This is a genomic window from Rhodococcus sp. GQ147 (assembly GCF_059759155.1).
This window is the reverse complement of the sequence record NZ_JCAXDU010000028.1, coordinates 16,799-35,364: the sequence shown is the minus strand read 5'-3', so window position 1 is coordinate 35,364 and position 18,566 is coordinate 16,799. Positions and strand designations below refer to the sequence as shown.

Sequence of the window (18,566 nt, the reverse complement as noted above, 5' to 3'; positions counted from 1 at the left end):
ACGGTTCGATGATCCCGGAATCGACGTGGCCGCCGATACGCCGGGATAAGCTGACAACGGCCGAACAATACACCGCTGCAGGCTCCGGGAGCCGGTAACACCGCTGCTCCCAAGCCTTTTGACCTCGGGAGGAATCATGACCGACCCACAGCAGGATCCGAACAAGGACGAAGGTGAGGAGGGCCCGGCGGACGGCGGTGCAGCCGGCGTCCCGGGCGTTCACGATGGCGGAGCTGACGGGGGTGCCGACGGGGGCGCCGATGGTGGAGCCGACAGCGGCGGTGACGGCGGAGCCGACGGCGGGGCTGACGGAGGTGCCGATGGCGGAGCCGACGGAGGCAGCTAGGTGTGAGGACTCCTCATATCGCATCCAGGACTCCGGCGTCGAAACGGACGCCGGAGTCCTGGAAACACGCTTGATCGACATCGGTCGGGAGAAGTTCGCGTCCGAAATCTGGGGACGTGCACCACTGCTGACGCGTCGCGCCGGCACATTCACCGACCTGTTCTCCGTCGAGGCAGTCGATGAACTCATCTCGCGCCGAGGACTTCGCACGCCCTTTCTTCGCGTCGCCAAGGACGGGACGACACTGCCGGACTCGTCGTTCACCTCCCCCGGCGGTGTCGGAGCGACCATCTCCGACCAACTCGACGACACGATGCTCTGGCGCAACCTCGCCGACGGTGCCACCCTCGTCCTGCAGGCACTGCACCGCACGTGGGAACCGATCTCGCAGTTCGGCACCGCTCTGAGCGACGAACTCGGACATCCCGTCCAGGTCAACGCGTACATCACTCCACCTCGGAACCAGGGGTTCAGCCACCACTACGACGTCCACGACGTCTTCGTCGTGCAGATCGAGGGAACCAAGAGGTGGGTGATCCACGAGCCTGTCCACCCGGCGCCGCTGCGCAATCAGCCCTGGATCGATCACCGCGCCGCTGTCGCCCGAGCCGCGACAGAGCCGGCGTGCATCGACACCGTGCTCGAACCCGGCGACTGTCTCTATCTACCGCGCGGCTGGATCCATGCCGCCGAGGCCCGAGGGGAGATCTCCATCCACCTCACCGTCGGCATCCATACGTGGACGCGTCACGCACTTGCCGAGCATCTGACCCGAGCAGCGCTCACTGCGCTCGGCGACGATCCTGAGATGCGCGGTGCACTACCCATGGGCATCGACGATCCGGATGACGAGATCACTGCTGTACGTGAGCATCTCATCGCCGCACTGGCCGAGGCGGACGTCGCCTCCCTGTTCCACCGTGCCCGGCGGGAGCAGGCGCGTCCTGCACCGCTGGGGCCGCTCGCCCAATTCGCCGTCGTCCACGATCTCGGCCCCGACACCACGGTGAAACTCCGCAGCGCGCTGTATGGACGTCTGGAAGGTTCACACCTGGTCACGCGCGTGGGCCGTGTCGCCGTGGCGGACGATGAACTGCCGTCTGTCACGCGCCTGCTCGACGGCGGATCCCACCCGACGAAAACCCTCGGGACCGACCTGGTCGAACGGCTGTTGCGCGCAGGGATCCTCGTCCCCGCGGAACAGTGACGGTGCACTGTGGCCTCAGCCGAACGCTTCTTCTGCGCAGACAGTGCCCGACAGCGGGGTGATCCGATGGCCGGCACGGCCCCGCGCGGATTCGTCTGGGTCCTCGTCGAATATCGGGGCAGATGGCCGGTGAACGGGTTCGAGGGGCTCGATCTCGACGCCGCGGCCAAGACGGCCGTGTTCTCCGCCGCGCAGGCGGCCCGCGCACGCATACTGTTGGTCAAGCGCCCGGGCCGTCGTCGCCGCGGTGGGCACGACCAGTGGGCGGTGCTCCGCCGCGAGACCTCGGGCACGGTGCGTCAGCAATGGGGAATGTGGGATCGCGGGGAGGATCTGACACAGATCGTCACCGCCCTCGAGACTCCCGGCGACCTCAGCGGCCCCTCCGTCGTCCTGGTCTGCGCTCACGGTCACCACGATCCGTGCTGCGCCGTGCGTGGACGGCCGGTCGCGCGCGCTCTGGCCGAGCGCTGGCCCGATCAGGTCTGGGAATGCTCGCACGTAGGCGGAGACCGGTTCGCCGCCAATGTCGTCGTCGTACCCGACGGTGTCTACTACGGCGGTCTCGACGCCGAATCGTCCGTCCTCACGATCGAGGAACACTTCTTCGACCGGATCCACCACCACCATCTACGCGGCTACACCGATATGTCTCCGCCTCAGCAGGCCGCGCTCGCTGCCACGCTCCGACGCTTCGGTCCGGCCGGGCGCAGTGATTACACGGTCGCCGAGAGTGTGCGCGAGGGTGATCGCTGGCGGGTCCGGCTCGCCGGTCGTGCACCGCACCCGGAGCGTGTCGACGTCGAACTGCGGGCCCATCGCACTCCCCCGTGCCGATTGACCTGCCGTGGAGCGCCGACGGCTTCGGTCATGGTCTACGAACCCACCTCGGTCCGCGCGGTGTGAGCGGACGGCCGCGCACCCGGCCTGAGGTCGTCACCCCAGCTCTTCCTCCGCCTTCGCGAGGGCCGCGAACTCCTCGTCCGGGGAGTTCGCGACGAGGTGGTGGCGACTGTAGAGACCGAAGTAGGCCATGAATGCAGCGAACGCGGCGAACGTCCACAGAGCCGCAACAGGATCGACGAGGAAGGTGGCAACCACAGCGGCCGCAGCGATCACCAGCGCGAACGATGTCGTGACGATTCCACCGGGTGTGCGGTACGGACGCCGCATCCCGGGCTCGCGCACGCGCAGCACGATGTGGCTGACCATCATGAGTACATAACTCACGGCGGCACCGAAGACCGCCATGTTGAGGAGCATCGCGCCCTCACCGGTCAGCGACAGGACGAAACCGATCACGCCGGGAACGATCAACGCGAGCATGGGTGCCTTGCGGGAACTCGTCACCGACAGGCTCGTCGGCAGGTAGCCGGCCCGGGACAGCGCGAAAGTCTGCCGCGAGTACGCGTACATGATGGAGAAGAAGCTGGCGATCAACCCGGCGAGCCCGATGTAGTTGACGACCTTCGCCGCTGTCCCGTCACCCAGCGCCTCGACGAGCGGGTTGCCCGAGTTCGACAACCCCTCGGCGCCCAACGCACCGGTCGCCAGGAACAGCACGGTCGCTCCGGTCAGCAAGAGCACCAGCATGCTGGAGATGATGCCGCGCGGCACGTTCTTCTCCGGCTCACGCGCTTCCTCCGCAGCGAGAGGAACGCCCTCGATCGCCAGGAAGAACCAGATCGCGAACGGGACCGCGGCCCAGATACCGAAGTAACCGAACGGCAGGAAGCCCGAGGCGCCGACGGCATCGGTCGGCGCGATGTCCGTGAGATTGTCGGACTCGAACAGTCCCACCGCAGAGACTGCGAAGATCACGAGTCCGACAAGTGCGATGGCGGTGATGACGAACATCGCCTTGAGCGCTTCGCCCGCACCGGTGAGGTGGATGCCGATGAAAATGGCGTAGACAGCGAGGTAGATCCACCGTCCGTCGGTGATCCCGAAGATGTTCAACGATTCGACATAGCTGCCGATGAACGTCGCGATGGCCGCAGGTGCGATCGCATACTCGATGAGAATTGCCGTGCCGGTGGCGAATCCGCCCCAGGGACCGAGCGCGCGACGCGCGAAGGTGTATCCACCGCCGGCAGCTGGGAGCGCCGACGACAATTCCGCCATCCCGAGCACCATCGCGAAGTACATGCCCGCGATGACCACGCCGGCGATGAGCAGACCGCCGAATCCGCCTTCGGCGAGTCCGTTGTTCCATCCGGCGTAGTCACCGGAGATGACATAACTGACACCGAGTCCCGCAAGGAGCACCCACCCTGCGGTTCCTTTACGAAGTGAACGTTTTTCGAGGTATTCGCTCTTCTCGGCGTGGAAGTCGGCGCCGTCGTGGTGCTTGCGGGTCCTCGAACTCTTCGATGGTTCTACGACCGACATTCCGTCTCCCTCAGGCGATCGGTTCGTACGGCGGCGTCACGCCGAGGTAGTGGAACGTCGCGCGAGCAGCTGTCGGTGTTCATGAGCTACCCCCCCCCGGGGTCGTGAAGAATCGCGCAACGAGATGGAGTGCAGCCGTGTAACTCGGATGATCCAGCATCCTCCCGGGCGAACAGGGTGTCTGTTCGTTTCTCGAGTATCGGAGAAGACTGTTGCAACTCTGTTGCGCGCCTGTAATGGAACGCACGGTTACGTAGCCTGCGGGCGGTCTTCTACCAACCGACGACACGTGGAGGATTCGAAGTGACAGCGCCGCTGTGGGCGGTAGCGATCGTGGCCGTGGCTGCGTTCGGATGGGGTGCATCGGTGGTGTAGCGGGCTCATCGAAGTGTCGTGCGCCGATCCGAGGGTCCGCTCTCGGCCACGGGGCGTACCCGCATGGTGTCGGTCAGGCAGGTACAGGTCACCTTCGATTTCGTCGGACCCGAGCGAAGGCTGCGAAGAATCGGGTGCATCTCGATGTGCGCGTCGGCACAGGCTTGGAGAGCGACGAGCGACTGTCTGCTCTGCAAGCGGAGTCCGACCGACTGGTGACGCTCGGCGCCGCGCAAGTGAAGGTTCTGCACGCCGACGGTGTGGACGAGTCCTGCATCGTCGTGCAGGACATCGAAGGCAACGAGTTCTGTCTGGACTGAGCCCGTATACCTCGAAGTTCCGTGATCCGACAACCGATCACAGAGAAGCGGTGTGGTCCTCGACGATTCGCTCGGCAATTCGAGCGACGGCGACGTTGAGATCCTGTGACAGCGTCCGCAGCATCACGAAGGCGCGGGCGGCATCGACACCGCAGCGCTGCATCAGAAGACCTTTGGCCTGGCCGATGGTGTCTCGGGTGCCCAACGCCGAGCGCAGATGCAGCTCCGCGCGTGCAGCAGTGAGCTCGGCGGCCGCCTGCGCCGCCAGTGCGATGCCCAGCGCTACCGCAGCACCGTCGAAGGCCTGCGGTTTCGATGCGAACAGGTTCAGCGAACCGGCGATATCGGTTCGGGTGTGAGTTGGAAGGACAACACACTGCCGACCCCGACCAGCAGGGCTTCCTCGGTGAACTGCGGCCACCGTCTCTCGGACCGCAGGTCGCTGCTGTAGACCACGCTCGTGACCCCGGCAGCGTCGATGCAGGGACCACCGGCGTCGCGTTGGATCCGACCGAGTTCCCGGGACGATGACGACGCCACTCCGTGCGCCTCGAATGTGTCCTTGCCGATGAGCACGATGTCGGCGCACTCGACCCCGGCGATCGTCACCGCGGCGGCCGTGGTCACCGCACGCAGTGCTTCACCGAGATCGTGCCGTCCGCTCGGCGGTCTTCATAGATCTCCAAGGGCCTTGATCAAGATTTCGATCGATTCGGCCATGAAATGCAGCCTCTTCCGCCTGTTTCACGATGCCGCGTGTCAAGGCGAGAAAGTGGCGGGCAAGATGCCCGTACCACCCACGCTAACCGCGATTGCCGGCACGGGAGTGTGAAGAGCACCCTCTGGGCGTTCGGCGGACGCCTCAGGAATGGGGTGGCCGACCGTGGGTCGGAGGTCAGAGGGTGTGGCCGAGGATGTGGGTAAGGGCGATCAGAGCGCCGAACCAGATGAGAGTTCCGCCGAGTGTGGCGAAGTCTGTGTACATGAGTGGTCTCGATCGTACGCCGGTTGAAGCATCAACGAAGATGTCCGCGGTCACAGTCCGTCACGCACGCGTTCGGCTTCCGCACGCTTGTCCCCACCGGGAATAGATAGCCATCGGGTCGCGTTGTGCTGGGCGGATCGGGTGCGTATTCGTGTCCCTCGGGCTCAACCCTTTGCCTTCACGGAAGTTCCGTTCGACTGGAGCCGTGTTGCGCCTTTCGCCGAGAGGCGACCGAACGCACCCGATCCCTTCACATTTCGTAACGCGAGTCGGCGCACTCCGCCACGCGAGCCTTCGCCACCGGATGCGCTTCCCGCACGGATGTGGCCGACCCGCCCCGGCGACCGAATACCACCGGGTTCGGCCACCGCTCCACCGGGTACCTCCGGAAGACACCGACAGGTTCGAAAGAACAGCAAGTGCAGGAGGACATGTGCCCACCAACTTGACCGCCACCGACCTTCGAGAACTCCTCGATTCGACGCTCGATGACCCCGCACTCGTTCTGGAGGAGGGACGCTTCCGCGTGGTCGGAGGTCAGGAGCTCACGGATGAGAACCGAGCGTTCCTCGTGGTCACCAGGGAAGACCTCCGCAAGCAGCTACCGCGGGATCGGGACCACGACGAGAGCGACCTGGAGCTACAGGCGGGCGTGCTCGGCTCGACCGTCGCGAACCTCGGCGGGTGATCGCCTTGTATCGGCTGCCGACCGGAACAGTAGGTGACACACTCGGAGAATGAGCGAAGAACCCACATCCGCGCCGGTCTGGAACTACCTGATGGACATGGATGGTGTTCTCGTGCACGAGGATCACCTGATCCCCGGTGCCGACGCGTTCCTGACCGAGCTCCGCGACACCGGTACGCCGTTCATGGTGCTCACCAACAATTCCATCCGCACACCCCGAGATCTGCGGGCGCGCCTGCTGCGCTCCGGCCTCGACGTGCCCGAGAAATCGATCTGGACCTCCGCGCTGGCGACGGCGACGTTCCTCGCCAATCAACGTCCCGGTGGCAGCGCTTACGTGGTGGGTGAATCCGGATTGACCACCGCGCTGCACGACATCGGCTACGTCCTCACGGACAGCGACCCGGACTACGTCGTCCTCGGTGAGACACGCACGTATTCCTTCGAGGCGATCACCACCGCGATCCGACTGGTCGAACGCGGCGCCCGGTTCATCGCGACCAATCCGGACCCGACCGGCCCGTCACGGGAGGGTTCGCTTCCTGCCACCGGGGCAGTCGCAGCGCTCATCACCCGCGCGACCGGCCGTGAGCCGTATTTCGTGGGCAAACCGAACGCCCTGATGATGCGGTCGGCCCTGCGTGCGATCGGTGCGCACTCCGCACACACGCTGATGATCGGTGATCGCATGGACACCGACATCGTCTGCGGCCTCGAGGCCGGTCTGCAGACACTGCTGGTCCTGACCGGCATTTCAACCCGCGAGTCCGTCGAGCGGTTCCCCTACCGCCCGACCCGCGTCATCAATTCCGTTGCGGATCTCGTTGGGTCAACGGCAAATCCGTTCTGAAGAGTATCGGGGGTCCGAACTTTCGGCCGGATCCGATGAGGGTGGGCTTTTCATGCACCGAGAGCGAAGGCGACCAGGAATCCCAGCGAAGTGCAGATACCGACCCACCATCCGCCTTCTCGATAGGCTTCCGGCATCAACGAGTCGGCGATCACCGCAATGGTGGCGCCTCCAGCGAATGCCTGGATCAGCGGAATTCCCGCTTCCGGCAGAGAATCGGCGAACGCAGTGGCCACCACAACCACCGCCACCAGCAGAACGGCCGTCACGCCCCAGATGAGCAGAGCAGAGCGATGCGACAGAGCCGACCGCATCGACGCCGCACCCGCCACCGCCTCGGGGATGTTGCCAACCGCCACGGCCACCAGCAACACGATTCCACCGCTGCCGGCTGCGAGAGTGGTCCCCAACGCAGCATTCTCCGGAACGCCGTCGAGGAGGGCCCCGAGCATCAGCGCCCAACCCAGGGCTGCAGGGCCGAGCATGTTCTCGATTACGCGATCGGCAACGACATAGACGACGGTTCCCAGCATCAAGGCCCCGCCGGCCGCCCACAACCCCTGGTCGGCGAAGGCCGGGGCGAACAGTTCTGTGGAGACCGCCGCCACCATGGCACCGGCGCCGAAGGCCATCAACCCCGCGAGCACCGGGCGGGGCAGGTTGTAGAGCAGGCCGATCGCAGCTCCGAGGAACAAGGGCACGGCGGTCCCCAGTCCGTACCACAGGGCCGTCAACATCGAACCGAACCCCCGCGTCGGCACCGTCCTCTACTCGTTACGCTCATGTGTACCTCTTCCGTCCCGGCGACCGGGTACCCAGGGACGTCACCGCCGACCGACTGGGCAGGGTCACCTATAACGCGATGATCGACGATTCCGTCGGCAAGGACACGGTGCCCAGGCATAATTTGCTCGAATCAGCGAGTATCGGCCCACCCCATCGATGAAGCACCGAGTCCGAGCGAAGCATCGTGAAGGGCCGAATCGACCGGTGGAGGATTCGTGCGCATGGGCCGTGCACCGATTATTCCGCGCGCCGCTCATCATGTCGGCGCACACTGGCGTGCTCTGTCCGAGATCAGGGGCACCGGTGAGCGGTTCGTCCCGGCCCTGACCGAACCCCTGCCGCCTGCTGCGCGGCGTTGGATCAACCATGCGGTGGCCGAGGGCACGCCGATGGCCGCAGCCGCACGACTCGAGATGTCCGGGCAGATCCGGCTCGGATCCTGGCGACCGTTCACCGCTGTCCAACTCCTCGCCCCGACGTCGGGATTCGTGTGGGCTGCGACCACTCGGATCGGCCCGGTATCAGTGTCGGGGTACGACCGCTTCACCGACGGTTGTGGCGAGATGCGTTGTCGGATAGGGGGAATCATTCCGGTGATGTCCGCGGACGGCCCTGATGTCAGCGACAGCGCGGTCGGCCGCCTGGCCGGGGAGAGCATCTTCGTGCCGACGTCGTTTCCCCTCGCACGGTGGCGCGGCGACGAATTCGTCGCCGCGGCGACCTGGACGGTGGCCGGCCGCAAGGAAACCGTGCGTCTGGATGTCGCCGAGGACGGGGCGTTGTGCGGGGTGCGGATGCTGCGGTGGGGCAACCCCGACAATCACGAGTTCGGCCGGTATCCGTTCATCGTCGCGGTCGAGGCCGAACACCGGTTCGGTGGCATGACCATCGCCTCACGGATCCGCGCGAGCTGGGACACGGGCACCGGCACGGACGGCGAGTTCTTCCGCGCCGAGATCACCTCTGCCGACTTCTTCTGACGGTCCACGAGGCCTGCCGCGTAAACCGACGTCGTCACTGTCTGCCGGGTGTCTGTGTGCGGTCCCGCCGGTCGGCCGTCCACACCGATTGCAGCATGTGCCAGTCGGCGGGATGCGCGGCGATACCGGCGGCGAACCGGTCGGCCAGTAACTGGGTCGTGGCTTCTACGCCGCCTGCGGTATCGATTGGGGCGTCGATGCGGAACCCCCAACCGCCCGGAGTGAACCAGCAGTGCACCGGCAGCAGCGGCGCACCCGTATCGATCGCGAGCTTGGCCGGGCCGGCAGGCATGCAGGCCGGTTCGCCGAAGAAGGTTACCGGCACGCCCGCTCCGGTCAGGTCACGCTCACCGAGGAGTCCGACGAACCGTCCCTCCCGGATCCGGGCGGTCAGCTGTTCGAACGGTAGGTCCGATCCTTCATGCGCATCGAGTACCCCGAACGCGGAGGTCGACAACGATGACGACGCCGGCGACAGGGCTCAACAGCAGCATGAAGCCCACCATGAGCACGACCGCGACAGCTTCGAGGCGGTCGCGCCCCGTCCGACTTGCCAACAAAAATCCGGCTGCCTGCAGATTCGCTCTGCCGACAGCCGGATTCGGTGTGCCGTATCCAGTTCGCCTATCCGATGGGCGGGGCGGCCGGTGCCTCGCGCGACAGGATCGGAAGCCGCGACGCGAACGGCAGAAGCACCACGACGACCAGCGCGACCATCAACACGCCGAGCGCCATGCCCGACAGCACGTCGTGGACGTAGTGCACCCCCACCGTCACCCGGGAGAAGGCGAGCACCGCGGCGAGCGGAGCGACCAGCCAGATCAGACGCGGAGCCGCGAGGACACACGCCGTGGCGAACGACGCCGCGATGACGGAGTGGTTCGACGGCCAGGACCAGTCACCCACCTCGGGGCATTCCAGCACCGTCTCGATCCCGAGTGCGCGACACGGTCGCGGCTCCGTCACCACGAGCTTGACGAGTTCACTCGACAGGTAGGCACCCACGACACCGATACCGCCGACGGCGAGGGTGCCGAAGCTGCGTCGATCGTTCCGCCACAGCCACGCCGCGAGCACACCGGTGAAGGCGACCAGGACGAGCAGCCCCTTGTCCGCGACGAGACCTGCGAGCGGTCCGAGGAAGGACCCCTCGACGGTCTGAGCGACGGACAGATACAGGCGGTCGCGCATCGGTACCGTCGCCGCCGCGAGAAGAGTCAGCACGAGCGCCACCCCTACGGCAGGGATGAACATCGAGCGGACCAACCGCGGGGATACAGGAGGTGAATTCTCGGTGACGACCATGACCGAAGACGCTATCGCGCCACCTTGCCCGGCGGCAGACCGGCTGGTCGGGCGGGGTGACGGGGAGCTTCGAGCCTGCGACGCGTCCCGTTCCGAGACGACTGCAGGCCGGCGGACGAGTTGGCTTCTGCCTCCCGCCCGGGCGATAGGCTCGCACGCGTGTGGCGAACCTGGATCCTCTCCGCAGCGATGGTGGCCGTCGCGGCGGTCGTTCTGCTCACTGGCGCATTCGACGTGACCTCGGTGGTGACGGCAGTACTGCTCCTCGTCTTTGCTTGGGTCACCTCTCCCCTGTTCTTCCCCCATCACGTCGACGACGCGACCGCCCGTCGCGACGCCGCAACCCGCGGCGTTCCGGTGGTGTACTGGCGCCCGGGGTGTACGTTCTGCATCCGGTTGCGCGCCACCCTGCGCACTCGCGCGCGTCGCGCGATCTGGGTGAACATCTGGCGGGATCCCGCTGCGGCCGCTCGGGTCCGGGAAGTCAACGGCGGGAACGAGACGGTGCCGACGGTGTTCGTCGGCGACGTGTCGCATACCAATCCCGACCCACGTTGGTTTCGCGATCAACTGGTCTGACGAGCCGACCCCCGACACGAACGAGGTCCCGGATCCGTGTGGATCCGGGACCTCGTTGATGCAGAGCGGTCAGCGGCGCACGCCTCGGCCGGTGACGGCCTTGACGAGGAACAGCAGGATGACCGCGCCGAGGAGGCAGGTCAGGAAGCTGAAGATCAGTCCGCCGCCTTCGACATCCACCCCGAAGACCTTCAGCAGGAAACCACCGATCAAGCCGCCGATGACGCCGACGACGATGTTGAGAAGAATGCCCTGCTGGGCGTCGGTGCCCATGATCTTGCTGCCGATCCAACCGGCGAGACCACCGATGATGATCCAACCGAGGATTCCGAGTCCGAGCATGTGCAGTCCTTTCGTGAACACTGGCTAGTTCGACCCAACTCAGATACCCAGTCGTCCCACCAGTCACACCTCTCACTTCTGACAACTTCAGAGTGGCACGAATGCGACGCCCGGAAGGTCGGATTCGACGGTTCCGACCGTGGCACGTGCCGTCTGCCCGACGGGGACGGCTCGCGCTGGCACACTCCTGCGCATGACCCAGCCTCCCGTCACGATCACCGTCACCGGGCACGCCGAGCGCACCGTCGCACCCAACCGGTGCACGGTGGTATTGCGGGTGCACGCCGACGGCTCGTCGCGCAAGCAGGCCGCCGAACCGGTGACCGCGGCCGTCGCCACCATCACCGATCTCGTCACCGAACTGCGCAAGCGCACCCCGAGCCCGGTGAAGCGGTGGACCTTCGATCGGGTACGCCACAGCCGGCGGCGCCCGTTCAACCGCGAGGGCAAGAACCGGCCGTGGGTGTACAACTCGTCGGCGTCGATCACCGTCACCTTCCACGAGTTCGACGCTGTGGGTGCGTTCGTCGAGCAGGTCGCCGAACTCGAGGTGGTCACCGTCGCCGATCTCCAGTGGTGGATCACCCGCAAGGCCCGGAAGAAGCGACTCGCACAGGTCCGCGACCTCGCCGTCCGCGACGCCCTCGACAAGGCGAAGGCGTACACGACGTCCTTGGGTCTCGCCACCGTTCGTGCGGTGGCCATCGCCGATCCGGGCATGCTCGGCTCCCAGCCCTCACCCGTCCACGCGGGCGGCGCTCCGACGATGCGCACAGCGATGCTGCGCTCGGATGCGATGAGCGCACCCGAGTCCGCCGAACCCGCGCTGGTCTTCGAACCCGACCGCGTCACCCTCACCGCCGACGTCGAGGCGCGGTTCGAAGCGTCCCCCTAGCGTCGGGGAAACCTCGGTGTTCCGGACCCCGCTCAGCGACGTCGAGAACACCGAAACTCGAGCACCCTCCGCTCGATTCCTTGCGCGCCTTGTACAGACGGTGGCACGATGCCAGCACGCCGCCGATCCGCGCGGCCACAATCGAATAAGGCCCGCCAGGAGTTGCAGCTCCCGACGGGCCGGATGTCCGACTGAACAGGAGTCGAACGTGGGTCAGAATACCCTGGCCGGCGGCGTGCGTCGTGGACCGCGCCTTGCCGCCAACTTCACCGTCCTCAGCAATGCCGTCATCACCGACGAGCGGCTGTCCTTCCGCGCGCGGGGTGTGCTCGTCTGGTTGCTGTCCAAGCCCGACGACTGGCGCACCCGCGCCGACTCGATCGCGGCACAGTCACCGAAGGAAGGTCGCGACGCGATCCGATCCGCTCTGCGCGAGCTCGCCGACCTCGGCTACCTGGTACGCGAGAAGATCCAGAACGAACTCGGCCAATGGATCACCATCCAGACCATCTACGAACGTCCCGCCACCGACCCGGCGCCTGAGAATCCGACCCGCGGCAGCGCGGACATCGCAGACCCAGGCGCTCTTTCAAGTACCGATGCACCAAGGACGGAAACCAACCGCACACCGCGCGTCGCGAAGACACCGCTCGGTCCGGCGGTGGTCGAGCTTGCGGCAGCCTGCAGGCAGGCCGGGCTCACCGCGACCTTCGTCTACCTCAAACCCGATGCGGCAGCGGCGATCGAAACACTCGTCGCCACACACGGCGTGCCGGCTCTGGTTGCGGCAGCGAAATCCGTGCACAGACCGGGCAATCCGATGCGACTGGCGCACGGATGGTTGCCGTTGTGGCGGTCGCTGTCGACGCCCCGTGTCCTCCACCCGAAGTGCGGCGACTGCGACGAGTACGGGTGGCTTCCCGATGACGAGCAGGGGCGTGCCGTGCGGTGCGGGTGTCGCGCGCCGGCTGCGGCCTGAGATCCGATGCAAAGGCGCTCGGCCGAATTCCGTTGACCGATCGGATGGATCGGTTGTCTCACGAGGGGTAGGTAACGTTCTGCGGTAGGCAGTCTCGCCGAGCTATCGACGGCGAGGGATGGTGATGGTGTCGGGAACCCGTATCGAAGTGCCGTCGACGACGGCGTGCTGTCGGGACTCGATTTCGGTGGCCGTGGGCCGGAAGTGCTGTTGGTCCACGGCAGCGGACACAACGCCGTCACTCGTGATCGCCTGGTGTTCATTCGTGCTCAGCAGAATGGCGTAAATTCCATTGCCCCAGCACTTGTCGAGGAGTACTACTGGACGCTGGCGAATTTCGAGATCCTCGAGGAGAAACACGGCGATGGCCACCACGATCGAACGGCCGGACGGCACGAGCATTCACGGTCCGGGCAAGCTGTCTGCGGAGCGCTTGCAGCACGAGCTGGCGTTGCGTCGACGTGCGCAGCGGATACCGGCAAGGCGACGTCACGACGGAAAAGGCGGGCGTCGGCAGCAGCGACGTGCCGCCGCCGGAGCGTGGTAACTCTGCCCAGCATCGTCGAGGCCGCGGCGTGATCGGTCAGCGGCGCGCCGGCAAGGCGAGAGGAGAATCCCGACGACCTCCGGCGACGGCACTCCCCCACTGGCTGATACAACCGGACGAGCAGGGGGCATCAGCACGATCGCCGACAGCGCGGCGATGGCCACCGAGAGGATGCCGCCGAGGGGAAATCCGACCAGAACGTTGAGCCGGGACTTCGCCAGATCCCGCACCGTCCACTTCTCTTCCACCGCCCCGGAGGAGAAGAAGAACACCTCGTACGGAGTCATCGCCGCACCGAACAACGCGATCGCGTAATACCGATATGCCGCCAGTTTTTCGCTGTCCACCAGGGATGGAGTGAACACCTGGTTCGCGAGCTGCCCCCCAATCCGGGCCGAGAAGGAACACCGCCACTGCGAACATGACCAGGCACAGTCCGACCACCCCGGTGACGTTCTCCATCACCGAGAACTTCACCCGCCAGATCACCAGCCACACCGCCAGGGCGGCTACCGGAATCCACATCTTCGGGTTCACACTGCTCGCCAACTGCAACGCCAGCGCGATACCACCGACCTCGGCGGTCCACGTCGACAGGTTGATCAGAAGCGACGCGCTCAGATTCGCCACTGCCATGCGCGGCCCGAGACGTTCGCGAATGATCTCGAAAGTGGCTCGGCCGCTGACCGCAGCGACGCGGCCGGACATCTGCGGAAGACACAGATTCCCAGCACGCCTACCGGCACCACCCAGGCCAGGACAACCCGAAACGCGCGCCCACCACGGCATTGGTGACCAGATCACCGATGTCGAGAAATCCCCCGATCGCGGTGAGGATTCTGAGAGCGACGGCGAAGAGACTTCTCATCCGGCCGCCTCGAGACGGTCTCCGAGATCGAGCAACTCCGTACCTGCACGTCCGAGCTCGGCCGCAACCGCAGTCAGCTCGGTCTGCTCGCCGACTCCGGCAACGATGTCTCGTCCCCGGATGATCTGTCCGGTAACCGTGTTCGCCGCCTGCAGGACCTCGGCGCGCAGGGTTCCCTGGCCGGGGGTGTCCACCGCTCGATCCGCGGTTGCCGAGACGGCCTGGTCGACCTCTTCGAGCATGTCCGACAGGGCGGTGTCCGTGGCGGCGGTGGTGTTGTGACCGTCGGCGAAACCTCCAGGCTCAGCTGAGCCGAGACCGCCGCCGAACCGATCTGCTGCGCTGCCCGACCGAAATCGCCTTCCACCCCGCCGCGCATCGAAGCGCACCCTGATGCGAAGACACCCAGGAGCAGCGCTGCAGCGACCACAGAAAGCAGCACACCCCTGCTCCGGCGTCCACCCGTCTCATGCGAGACGCGCCGTGAAGACCACGCTTTCCTCAGCAACCTCACGATAGAGGCCGGTTTCCGTCGCCGGTCGGTTTCGACAGCCGACACTCGCCGCGCTGTCGACCGGCTCCTATCGTTGTTCCCATGGATCCGCCCGTGACGCGGTACATCCAGCGCGACGGCGCCGCACTGGCGTATCAGATCGTGGGTGAGGGGCCACATCCGATCGCGTGGTTCTTCGAAGACATGATGCATCCGGACCTGATGTGGACCGATCCGCACTTCCACTACAACTTCGAACGTTGTGCCCGCTTCGCGCGTTCGCTGTTCTTCCAGCGACGCGGGTTCGGACTGTCCGATCCCGTCGAGCACGTCCCCACGCTCGAGGAGCAGGCCGACGACGTCGTCGCGGTGCTCGACGACGCCGAGGTCGATCGCGCCACGCTCGTCGGCGCAGCCAGCACCTGCGGGCCCCTTGCCCTGGTAGCTGCTCGGCACCCCGACCGCGTTTCCGGGCTGGTCCTCGCCGAACCCTGGTCCGATACCCTGCTGTCCGACGGTGATCCGCCACCGGGATGGACTGCTGACGAGCGAGACCGGTTCGTCGAGTCGTATCGGGATGCGTACGCATGCTGGGGTCAAGGGAAGCTCACGTCCCTGGCACACCCGACCCTCGATGTCCCACACAATCGACGGATCATGGCGCTGCTCGAACGCTGCTCCGCCACACCGAGAACTGCCCAGAAACATCTCGAGTGGGCTCTCCGCGCGAACTACTCCTTGATTCTGCCGGCAATCCAATGCCCGACGAAGGTGTTGCATCAGCCGGACACTCTGTTCGCTCGAGAGGCCGGCCGCAGGATGGCCGCGCAGATTCCGAACGGCCGCTTCTACGAGCTGCCACCGATCGCCCTCGGCTCAACCCTGGGTGAAGTGCTGATTCCTGTTCTCGACCACGTGGAGGAACTCGTCAGCGGCACGGACCATCCGGTCGAGGCCGATCGGTTCCTGGGCGCGGTTCTGTTCACCGATGTCGTCCGCTCCACCGACCTGCTCGCGGAGGTCGGTGACAACCGGTTCGCGAGGTTGCTGGGCGCGCACGACCGACTCGTGCGCGCGGAGGTCGAGGCCGGCGGAGGCACGCTGGTGGGCATCGCGGGCGATGGGACCCTCAGTGTCTTCGACGGTCCAGTGGCCGCACTGCAGTGCGCGCACCGGATCATCCGATCGACATCGACTCTCGGATTCTCTGTGCGCTCCGGCGTGCATGTCGGGTCGGTGACCCGCACCGGTCCCGGGTTGACCGGAATGACGGTCCATATCGGAGCGCGGATCGCTGCCTCCTCCGGGCCTGGCGAGGTGCGATGCTCACAGGCGGTGCGCGAGCTTGCGGTCGGCGGAGATTTCGATTTCACCGACCTGGGCAGGCATCGGCTCAAAGGTGTGCCCGGTCAGGTCCAGGTGTTCAGGGCGACGGTCGGGGCCCGTCCTGCACAGCCTGCGCTGCCACCACGCCCGACCGTCTCGGACCGGGCAGTATTGACCATGGCGCGCCGGGCTCCCGGCATGCTTCGTGAGCTCGCCCGCCTCGCAGACCGTCGCAACAAGGCAGTGAGGCGTCCACGATGATCGTCGCCGACTAGGCTCGGCTCCGTGAGCGTGCGTGCAGGAATCATCGTGACCGGGACCGAAGTGCTGACGGGGAGGATCTCCGACCTGAACGGACCGTGGTTGTCCGACCAACTCCTGAAACTCGGCGTCGACGTCGCCCACATCACGATCTGCGGTGACCGGCCCGCCGACCTGACCGCACAGTTACGGTTCCTCACCGAGCAGGGCGTCGATCTCATCGTCACCAGCGGGGGTCTCGGTCCCACCGCCGACGACCTCACCGTCCCCACCGTCGCCGAGTACTGCGATCGCGAACTGCTGCTCGACCCCGAACTCGAAGAACACATCGCAGGTGTCATCCGCCGGTTCCGCCCGGACACCCCCGATCTCGACACCGGACCGACGCGTATCGGGATCCGGAAGCAGGCGCACGTGCCCGCCGGTGCCACCGCCCTGCCGCCCACCGGTACAGCGCCGGGCGTGGTCATCCCCGCGGTCGCCGGCGAACGGCCGGTACCGACCATCGTCATCCTGCCCGGCCCGCCCGGTGAGCTGCAGGCGATGTGGCCGAGCGCGGTCGCCTCCCCCGCGGTCGCCGACGTGTTGGCGCGAGCCGACGACCTGCAGCAGCACACCGTGCGCGCCTACGGATTGCACGAGGCACAACTCGCCGAGACGCTGCGCCGGGCCGAATCAGAGATCGCCGGCCTCGAACGCCTCGAGATCACCACCTGCCTCCGACACGGCGAACTCGACATGGTGACGCGAGTCGCCTCCGGTGACGCGGACATCTACCATCGCCTTCTCGACGTCCTCACCGAACACCATGGACGCGAGATCTTCTCGACCGACGGTTCCACCATCGACGACCAGCTGATCGCCGTCCTCGACGGCCGCACGATCGCGACTGCGGAGTCGTGCACCGGCGGACTCGTCGCCGCGCGGCTCACCGACCGTCCCGGGTCGTCGGCCTATGTCATGGGTGGCGTCGTCTCGTACTCCAACGACGCGAAGTCCGATCTGACCGACGTACCGGCCGAGATGATCGCGGAACACGGGGCGGTGAGCGAGCAGGTCGCCGCAGCCATGGCCGAGGGTGCCCGACGGCGCCTGAAGGTCGACGTCGCGGTCTCCACCACCGGGGTCGCCGGCCCCGACGGGGGAACCGAGGCCAAGCCGGTGGGCACGGTGTGCTTCGGCGTCGCGATCGAGGGACGGCCGACGTACACGGTCACCCGCCGTTTCCCCGGCGACCGCGAACGGGTCCGGACTCTGACCACCACCGCAGCACTGCATCTGGTTGTCGCACAGCTCGGTCGGGATTGAGCCTGCACGCGCGCACCCTCGGCGGTTGTCAGCCCTCGCGTGCCGCCTTCAGCTGAGTCCGAAGAGAATCCACTTCGGCTCGGAGGTCGTTGATCTCGTCGATGTAGGGACGGATCCGGGCGCGGACCGCTTCGTCGGTGTACTGCGGGATCAAGCTCCGAGAGCAGTTCCAGTCGAAGGCCTCGACCTCGATGACGATGCTTCGTTCGCATCGCGCCGAGATTCTCCGCCCGTCGCCGAGATCGCGCAGCCGGTCGAGAAGCTGCGGGTCGTCTTCCGCATCGACCACCCGCGCGGTACCGAAGAGCTTCAACCGTCTCTTCAGCGGAAAGTCGGCGAGGAACAGCGCGACCCTTCCGTTGTCCGCGATGTTCCCGACCGAGACGAATTGTTGATTGCCTCGATGGTCCGCGAACCCGATCGTCTGCCCACCGAGGTGGTGCAGGAACCCGACGGGTCCGCTGCGGTACTGGACATACGGCCATCCGCTCGGGGTCACCGTCGCCATATGGAACTGGAAGCTTTCGCGTACGAGAGCGAGTTCCCGGTCGCCCAACGGCTGAGGTCCTCGGTCGGGTTCGTCGAGGTCGGCACCATAGGCAACGATGCTGCCCGCAGCTTCCTGACGCGCGACCGCCTCCGGGCCGAACGCCAGATGGTGATACCTCGAACCCATACCGATCTCCTCGCCGATGTCCGTTATGCCGACAACGAGACAGTGCATCACAATCGACC

21 protein-coding genes and 2 pseudogenes are annotated in these 18,566 nt (G+C 66.2%); 12 read left to right on the top strand and 11 right to left on the bottom strand.

The features are described 5' to 3' along the window. The first annotated feature begins 416 nt into the window (after positions 1 to 416). Together AC6CID_RS23220 and AC6CID_RS23215 are read left to right on the top strand one after the other, a co-directional pair. Positions 417 to 1,553 (top strand): cupin domain-containing protein, encoded by a 1,137-nt coding sequence (locus tag AC6CID_RS23220; RefSeq protein WP_248846250.1) that lies wholly within the window; start codon positions 417 to 419, stop codon positions 1,551 to 1,553. 66 nt (positions 1,554 to 1,619) lie between these two features. Continuing rightward, complete coding sequence (locus tag AC6CID_RS23215) at positions 1,620 to 2,459, top strand: sucrase ferredoxin (RefSeq protein ID WP_498354564.1); 840 nt, start codon at positions 1,620 to 1,622, stop codon at positions 2,457 to 2,459. Between the two features lie 30 nt (positions 2,460 to 2,489). Here the strand turns inward: AC6CID_RS23215 and eat are convergent, their stop codons facing one another. Beyond that, positions 2,490 to 3,944, bottom strand: coding sequence for an ethanolamine permease (gene eat, locus AC6CID_RS23210; protein WP_498354563.1), 1,455 nt, complete (start codon positions 3,942 to 3,944; stop codon positions 2,490 to 2,492). Between the two features lie 353 nt (positions 3,945 to 4,297). On the opposite strand from eat, the gene AC6CID_RS23205 reads away from it, so the two are divergent. Then, complete coding sequence (locus tag AC6CID_RS23205; RefSeq protein ID WP_255312743.1) at positions 4,298 to 4,639, top strand: VOC family protein; 342 nt, start codon at positions 4,298 to 4,300, stop codon at positions 4,637 to 4,639. A 37-nt stretch (positions 4,640 to 4,676) separates the two neighbouring features. On the opposite strand, the gene AC6CID_RS23200 is transcribed toward AC6CID_RS23205, so the two are convergent. After that, positions 4,677 to 4,802, bottom strand: a complete 126-nt coding sequence (locus tag AC6CID_RS23200) for an ANTAR domain-containing protein (protein ID WP_498354571.1) — start codon at positions 4,800 to 4,802, stop codon at positions 4,677 to 4,679. 164 nt (positions 4,803 to 4,966) lie between these two features. Then, positions 4,967 to 5,266, bottom strand: a complete 300-nt coding sequence (locus AC6CID_RS23195) for a hypothetical protein (protein WP_228045063.1) — start codon at positions 5,264 to 5,266, stop codon at positions 4,967 to 4,969. Between AC6CID_RS23195 and AC6CID_RS23190 the strand changes: the two genes are divergently transcribed. The 3 genes from AC6CID_RS23190 to AC6CID_RS23180 all read left to right on the top strand — a co-directional run bounded on the left by AC6CID_RS23190 (position 5,208) and on the right by AC6CID_RS23180 (position 7,162). Then, positions 5,208 to 5,471: a hypothetical protein gene (locus tag AC6CID_RS23190; RefSeq protein WP_371850701.1), complete on the top strand. Its 264-nt coding sequence runs from the start codon at positions 5,208 to 5,210 to the stop codon at positions 5,469 to 5,471. The genes AC6CID_RS23195 and AC6CID_RS23190 overlap by 59 nt on opposite strands. Before the next feature lie 586 nt (positions 5,472 to 6,057). Continuing rightward, positions 6,058 to 6,312 (top strand): hypothetical protein, encoded by a 255-nt coding sequence (locus AC6CID_RS23185; RefSeq protein ID WP_006552098.1) that lies wholly within the window; start codon positions 6,058 to 6,060, stop codon positions 6,310 to 6,312. 49 nt (positions 6,313 to 6,361) lie between these two features. Beyond that, a complete protein-coding gene (locus AC6CID_RS23180) occupies positions 6,362 to 7,162 on the top strand; it encodes an HAD-IIA family hydrolase (RefSeq protein ID WP_006552097.1) in 801 nt (266 codons plus the stop codon). A gap of 50 nt (positions 7,163 to 7,212) precedes the next feature. Here AC6CID_RS23180 and AC6CID_RS23175 read toward each other — a convergent pair whose 3' ends face one another. Next, complete coding sequence (locus tag AC6CID_RS23175; RefSeq protein ID WP_039958072.1) at positions 7,213 to 7,899, bottom strand: ZIP family metal transporter; 687 nt, start codon at positions 7,897 to 7,899, stop codon at positions 7,213 to 7,215. 270 nt (positions 7,900 to 8,169) lie between these two features. On the opposite strand from AC6CID_RS23175, the gene AC6CID_RS23170 reads away from it, so the two are divergent. Next, on the top strand, positions 8,170 to 8,928 hold the full coding sequence (locus tag AC6CID_RS23170; protein WP_259444431.1) for a DUF6920 family protein: 759 nt from the start codon (positions 8,170 to 8,172) through the stop codon (positions 8,926 to 8,928). A 34-nt stretch (positions 8,929 to 8,962) separates the two neighbouring features. Here AC6CID_RS23170 and AC6CID_RS23165 read toward each other — a convergent pair. Together AC6CID_RS23165 and AC6CID_RS23160 are read right to left on the bottom strand one after the other, a co-directional pair. Continuing rightward, positions 8,963 to 9,370: pseudogene (locus tag AC6CID_RS23165) on the bottom strand (LpxL/LpxP family acyltransferase); the annotation flags it as partial. 182 nt (positions 9,371 to 9,552) lie between these two features. Beyond that, positions 9,553 to 10,233 (bottom strand): phosphatase PAP2 family protein, encoded by a 681-nt coding sequence (locus AC6CID_RS23160; protein WP_450151334.1) that lies wholly within the window; start codon positions 10,231 to 10,233, stop codon positions 9,553 to 9,555. A 159-nt stretch (positions 10,234 to 10,392) separates the two neighbouring features. On the opposite strand from AC6CID_RS23160, the gene AC6CID_RS23155 reads away from it, so the two are divergent. Then, positions 10,393 to 10,812, top strand: a complete 420-nt coding sequence (locus AC6CID_RS23155; RefSeq protein ID WP_006552091.1) for a glutaredoxin domain-containing protein — start codon at positions 10,393 to 10,395, stop codon at positions 10,810 to 10,812. A 69-nt stretch (positions 10,813 to 10,881) separates the two neighbouring features. Here the strand turns inward: AC6CID_RS23155 and AC6CID_RS23150 are convergent, their stop codons facing one another. Then, positions 10,882 to 11,154 carry a GlsB/YeaQ/YmgE family stress response membrane protein gene (locus AC6CID_RS23150; protein ID WP_019289453.1) on the bottom strand — a complete coding sequence of 91 codons (273 nt, stop codon included), beginning with the start codon at positions 11,152 to 11,154 and terminating at the stop codon, positions 10,882 to 10,884. Positions 11,155 to 11,347: 193 nt separating this feature from the next. On the opposite strand from AC6CID_RS23150, the gene AC6CID_RS23145 reads away from it, so the two are divergent. Both AC6CID_RS23145 and AC6CID_RS23140 read left to right on the top strand, forming a co-directional pair. After that, positions 11,348 to 12,049, top strand: coding sequence for an SIMPL domain-containing protein (locus tag AC6CID_RS23145; RefSeq protein ID WP_498354562.1), 702 nt, complete (start codon positions 11,348 to 11,350; stop codon positions 12,047 to 12,049). 208 nt (positions 12,050 to 12,257) lie between these two features. Beyond that, complete coding sequence (locus tag AC6CID_RS23140; RefSeq protein WP_498354561.1) at positions 12,258 to 13,028, top strand: replication protein; 771 nt, start codon at positions 12,258 to 12,260, stop codon at positions 13,026 to 13,028. A gap of 102 nt (positions 13,029 to 13,130) precedes the next feature. Here the strand turns inward: AC6CID_RS23140 and AC6CID_RS23135 are convergent, their stop codons facing one another. The 3 genes and pseudogenes from AC6CID_RS23135 to AC6CID_RS23125 form a co-directional block, all read right to left on the bottom strand. Beyond that, positions 13,131 to 13,430, bottom strand: a complete 300-nt coding sequence (locus AC6CID_RS23135) for a hypothetical protein (protein ID WP_498354560.1) — start codon at positions 13,428 to 13,430, stop codon at positions 13,131 to 13,133. Positions 13,431 to 13,673: 243 nt separating this feature from the next. Continuing rightward, positions 13,674 to 14,443 (bottom strand): annotated as a pseudogene (locus AC6CID_RS23130) (Nramp family divalent metal transporter); the annotation flags it as partial. Next, positions 14,440 to 14,685, bottom strand: a complete 246-nt coding sequence (locus AC6CID_RS23125) for a hypothetical protein (protein WP_490604541.1) — start codon at positions 14,683 to 14,685, stop codon at positions 14,440 to 14,442. The gene AC6CID_RS23125 and the pseudogene AC6CID_RS23130, both read right to left, overlap by 4 nt. Before the next feature lie 353 nt (positions 14,686 to 15,038). Here AC6CID_RS23125 and AC6CID_RS23120 point away from each other — a divergent pair, with 353 nt between their 5' ends. Next, positions 15,039 to 16,523, top strand: coding sequence for an adenylate/guanylate cyclase domain-containing protein (locus tag AC6CID_RS23120; protein ID WP_450151333.1), 1,485 nt, complete (start codon positions 15,039 to 15,041; stop codon positions 16,521 to 16,523). Positions 16,524 to 16,547: 24 nt separating this feature from the next. Next, positions 16,548 to 17,831 (top strand): competence/damage-inducible protein A, encoded by a 1,284-nt coding sequence (locus AC6CID_RS23115; protein ID WP_094980470.1) that lies wholly within the window; start codon positions 16,548 to 16,550, stop codon positions 17,829 to 17,831. A gap of 28 nt (positions 17,832 to 17,859) precedes the next feature. Here the strand turns inward: AC6CID_RS23115 and AC6CID_RS23110 are convergent, their stop codons facing one another. Further along, positions 17,860 to 18,507 (bottom strand): pyridoxamine 5'-phosphate oxidase family protein, encoded by a 648-nt coding sequence (locus AC6CID_RS23110; RefSeq protein ID WP_232512278.1) that lies wholly within the window; start codon positions 18,505 to 18,507, stop codon positions 17,860 to 17,862. Positions 18,508 to 18,566: the final 59 nt, after the last annotated feature.

Excerpts from the sequence above, each read along its gene's own strand:
- AC6CID_RS23215 (WP_498354564.1), top strand. The coding sequence starts at position 1,620 with ATGGCCGGCACGGCCCCGCGCGGATTCGTCTGGGTCCTCGTCGAATAT.
- eat (WP_498354563.1), bottom strand. The coding sequence starts at position 3,944 with ATGTCGGTCGTAGAACCATCGAAGAGTTCGAGGACCCGCAAGCACCAC.
- AC6CID_RS23205 (WP_255312743.1), top strand. The coding sequence starts at position 4,298 with ATGGGGTGCATCGGTGGTGTAGCGGGCTCATCGAAGTGTCGTGCGCCG.
- AC6CID_RS23200 (WP_498354571.1), bottom strand. The coding sequence starts at position 4,802 with ATGCAGCGCTGCGGTGTCGATGCCGCCCGCGCCTTCGTGATGCTGCGG.
- AC6CID_RS23190 (WP_371850701.1), top strand. The coding sequence starts at position 5,208 with ATGAGCACGATGTCGGCGCACTCGACCCCGGCGATCGTCACCGCGGCG.
- AC6CID_RS23180 (WP_006552097.1), top strand. The coding sequence starts at position 6,362 with ATGAGCGAAGAACCCACATCCGCGCCGGTCTGGAACTACCTGATGGAC.
- AC6CID_RS23175 (WP_039958072.1), bottom strand. The coding sequence starts at position 7,899 with ATGTTGACGGCCCTGTGGTACGGACTGGGGACCGCCGTGCCCTTGTTC.
- AC6CID_RS23170 (WP_259444431.1), top strand. The coding sequence starts at position 8,170 with ATGGGCCGTGCACCGATTATTCCGCGCGCCGCTCATCATGTCGGCGCA.
- AC6CID_RS23160 (WP_450151334.1), bottom strand. The coding sequence starts at position 10,233 with ATGGTCGTCACCGAGAATTCACCTCCTGTATCCCCGCGGTTGGTCCGC.
- AC6CID_RS23150 (WP_019289453.1), bottom strand. The coding sequence starts at position 11,154 with ATGCTCGGACTCGGAATCCTCGGTTGGATCATCATCGGTGGTCTCGCC.
- AC6CID_RS23145 (WP_498354562.1), top strand. The coding sequence starts at position 11,348 with ATGACCCAGCCTCCCGTCACGATCACCGTCACCGGGCACGCCGAGCGC.
- AC6CID_RS23135 (WP_498354560.1), bottom strand. The coding sequence starts at position 13,430 with ATGCTCGTGCCGTCCGGCCGTTCGATCGTGGTGGCCATCGCCGTGTTT.
- AC6CID_RS23125 (WP_490604541.1), bottom strand. The coding sequence starts at position 14,685 with ATGCTCGAAGAGGTCGACCAGGCCGTCTCGGCAACCGCGGATCGAGCG.
- AC6CID_RS23120 (WP_450151333.1), top strand. The coding sequence starts at position 15,039 with ATGGATCCGCCCGTGACGCGGTACATCCAGCGCGACGGCGCCGCACTG.
- AC6CID_RS23110 (WP_232512278.1), bottom strand. The coding sequence starts at position 18,507 with ATGGGTTCGAGGTATCACCATCTGGCGTTCGGCCCGGAGGCGGTCGCG.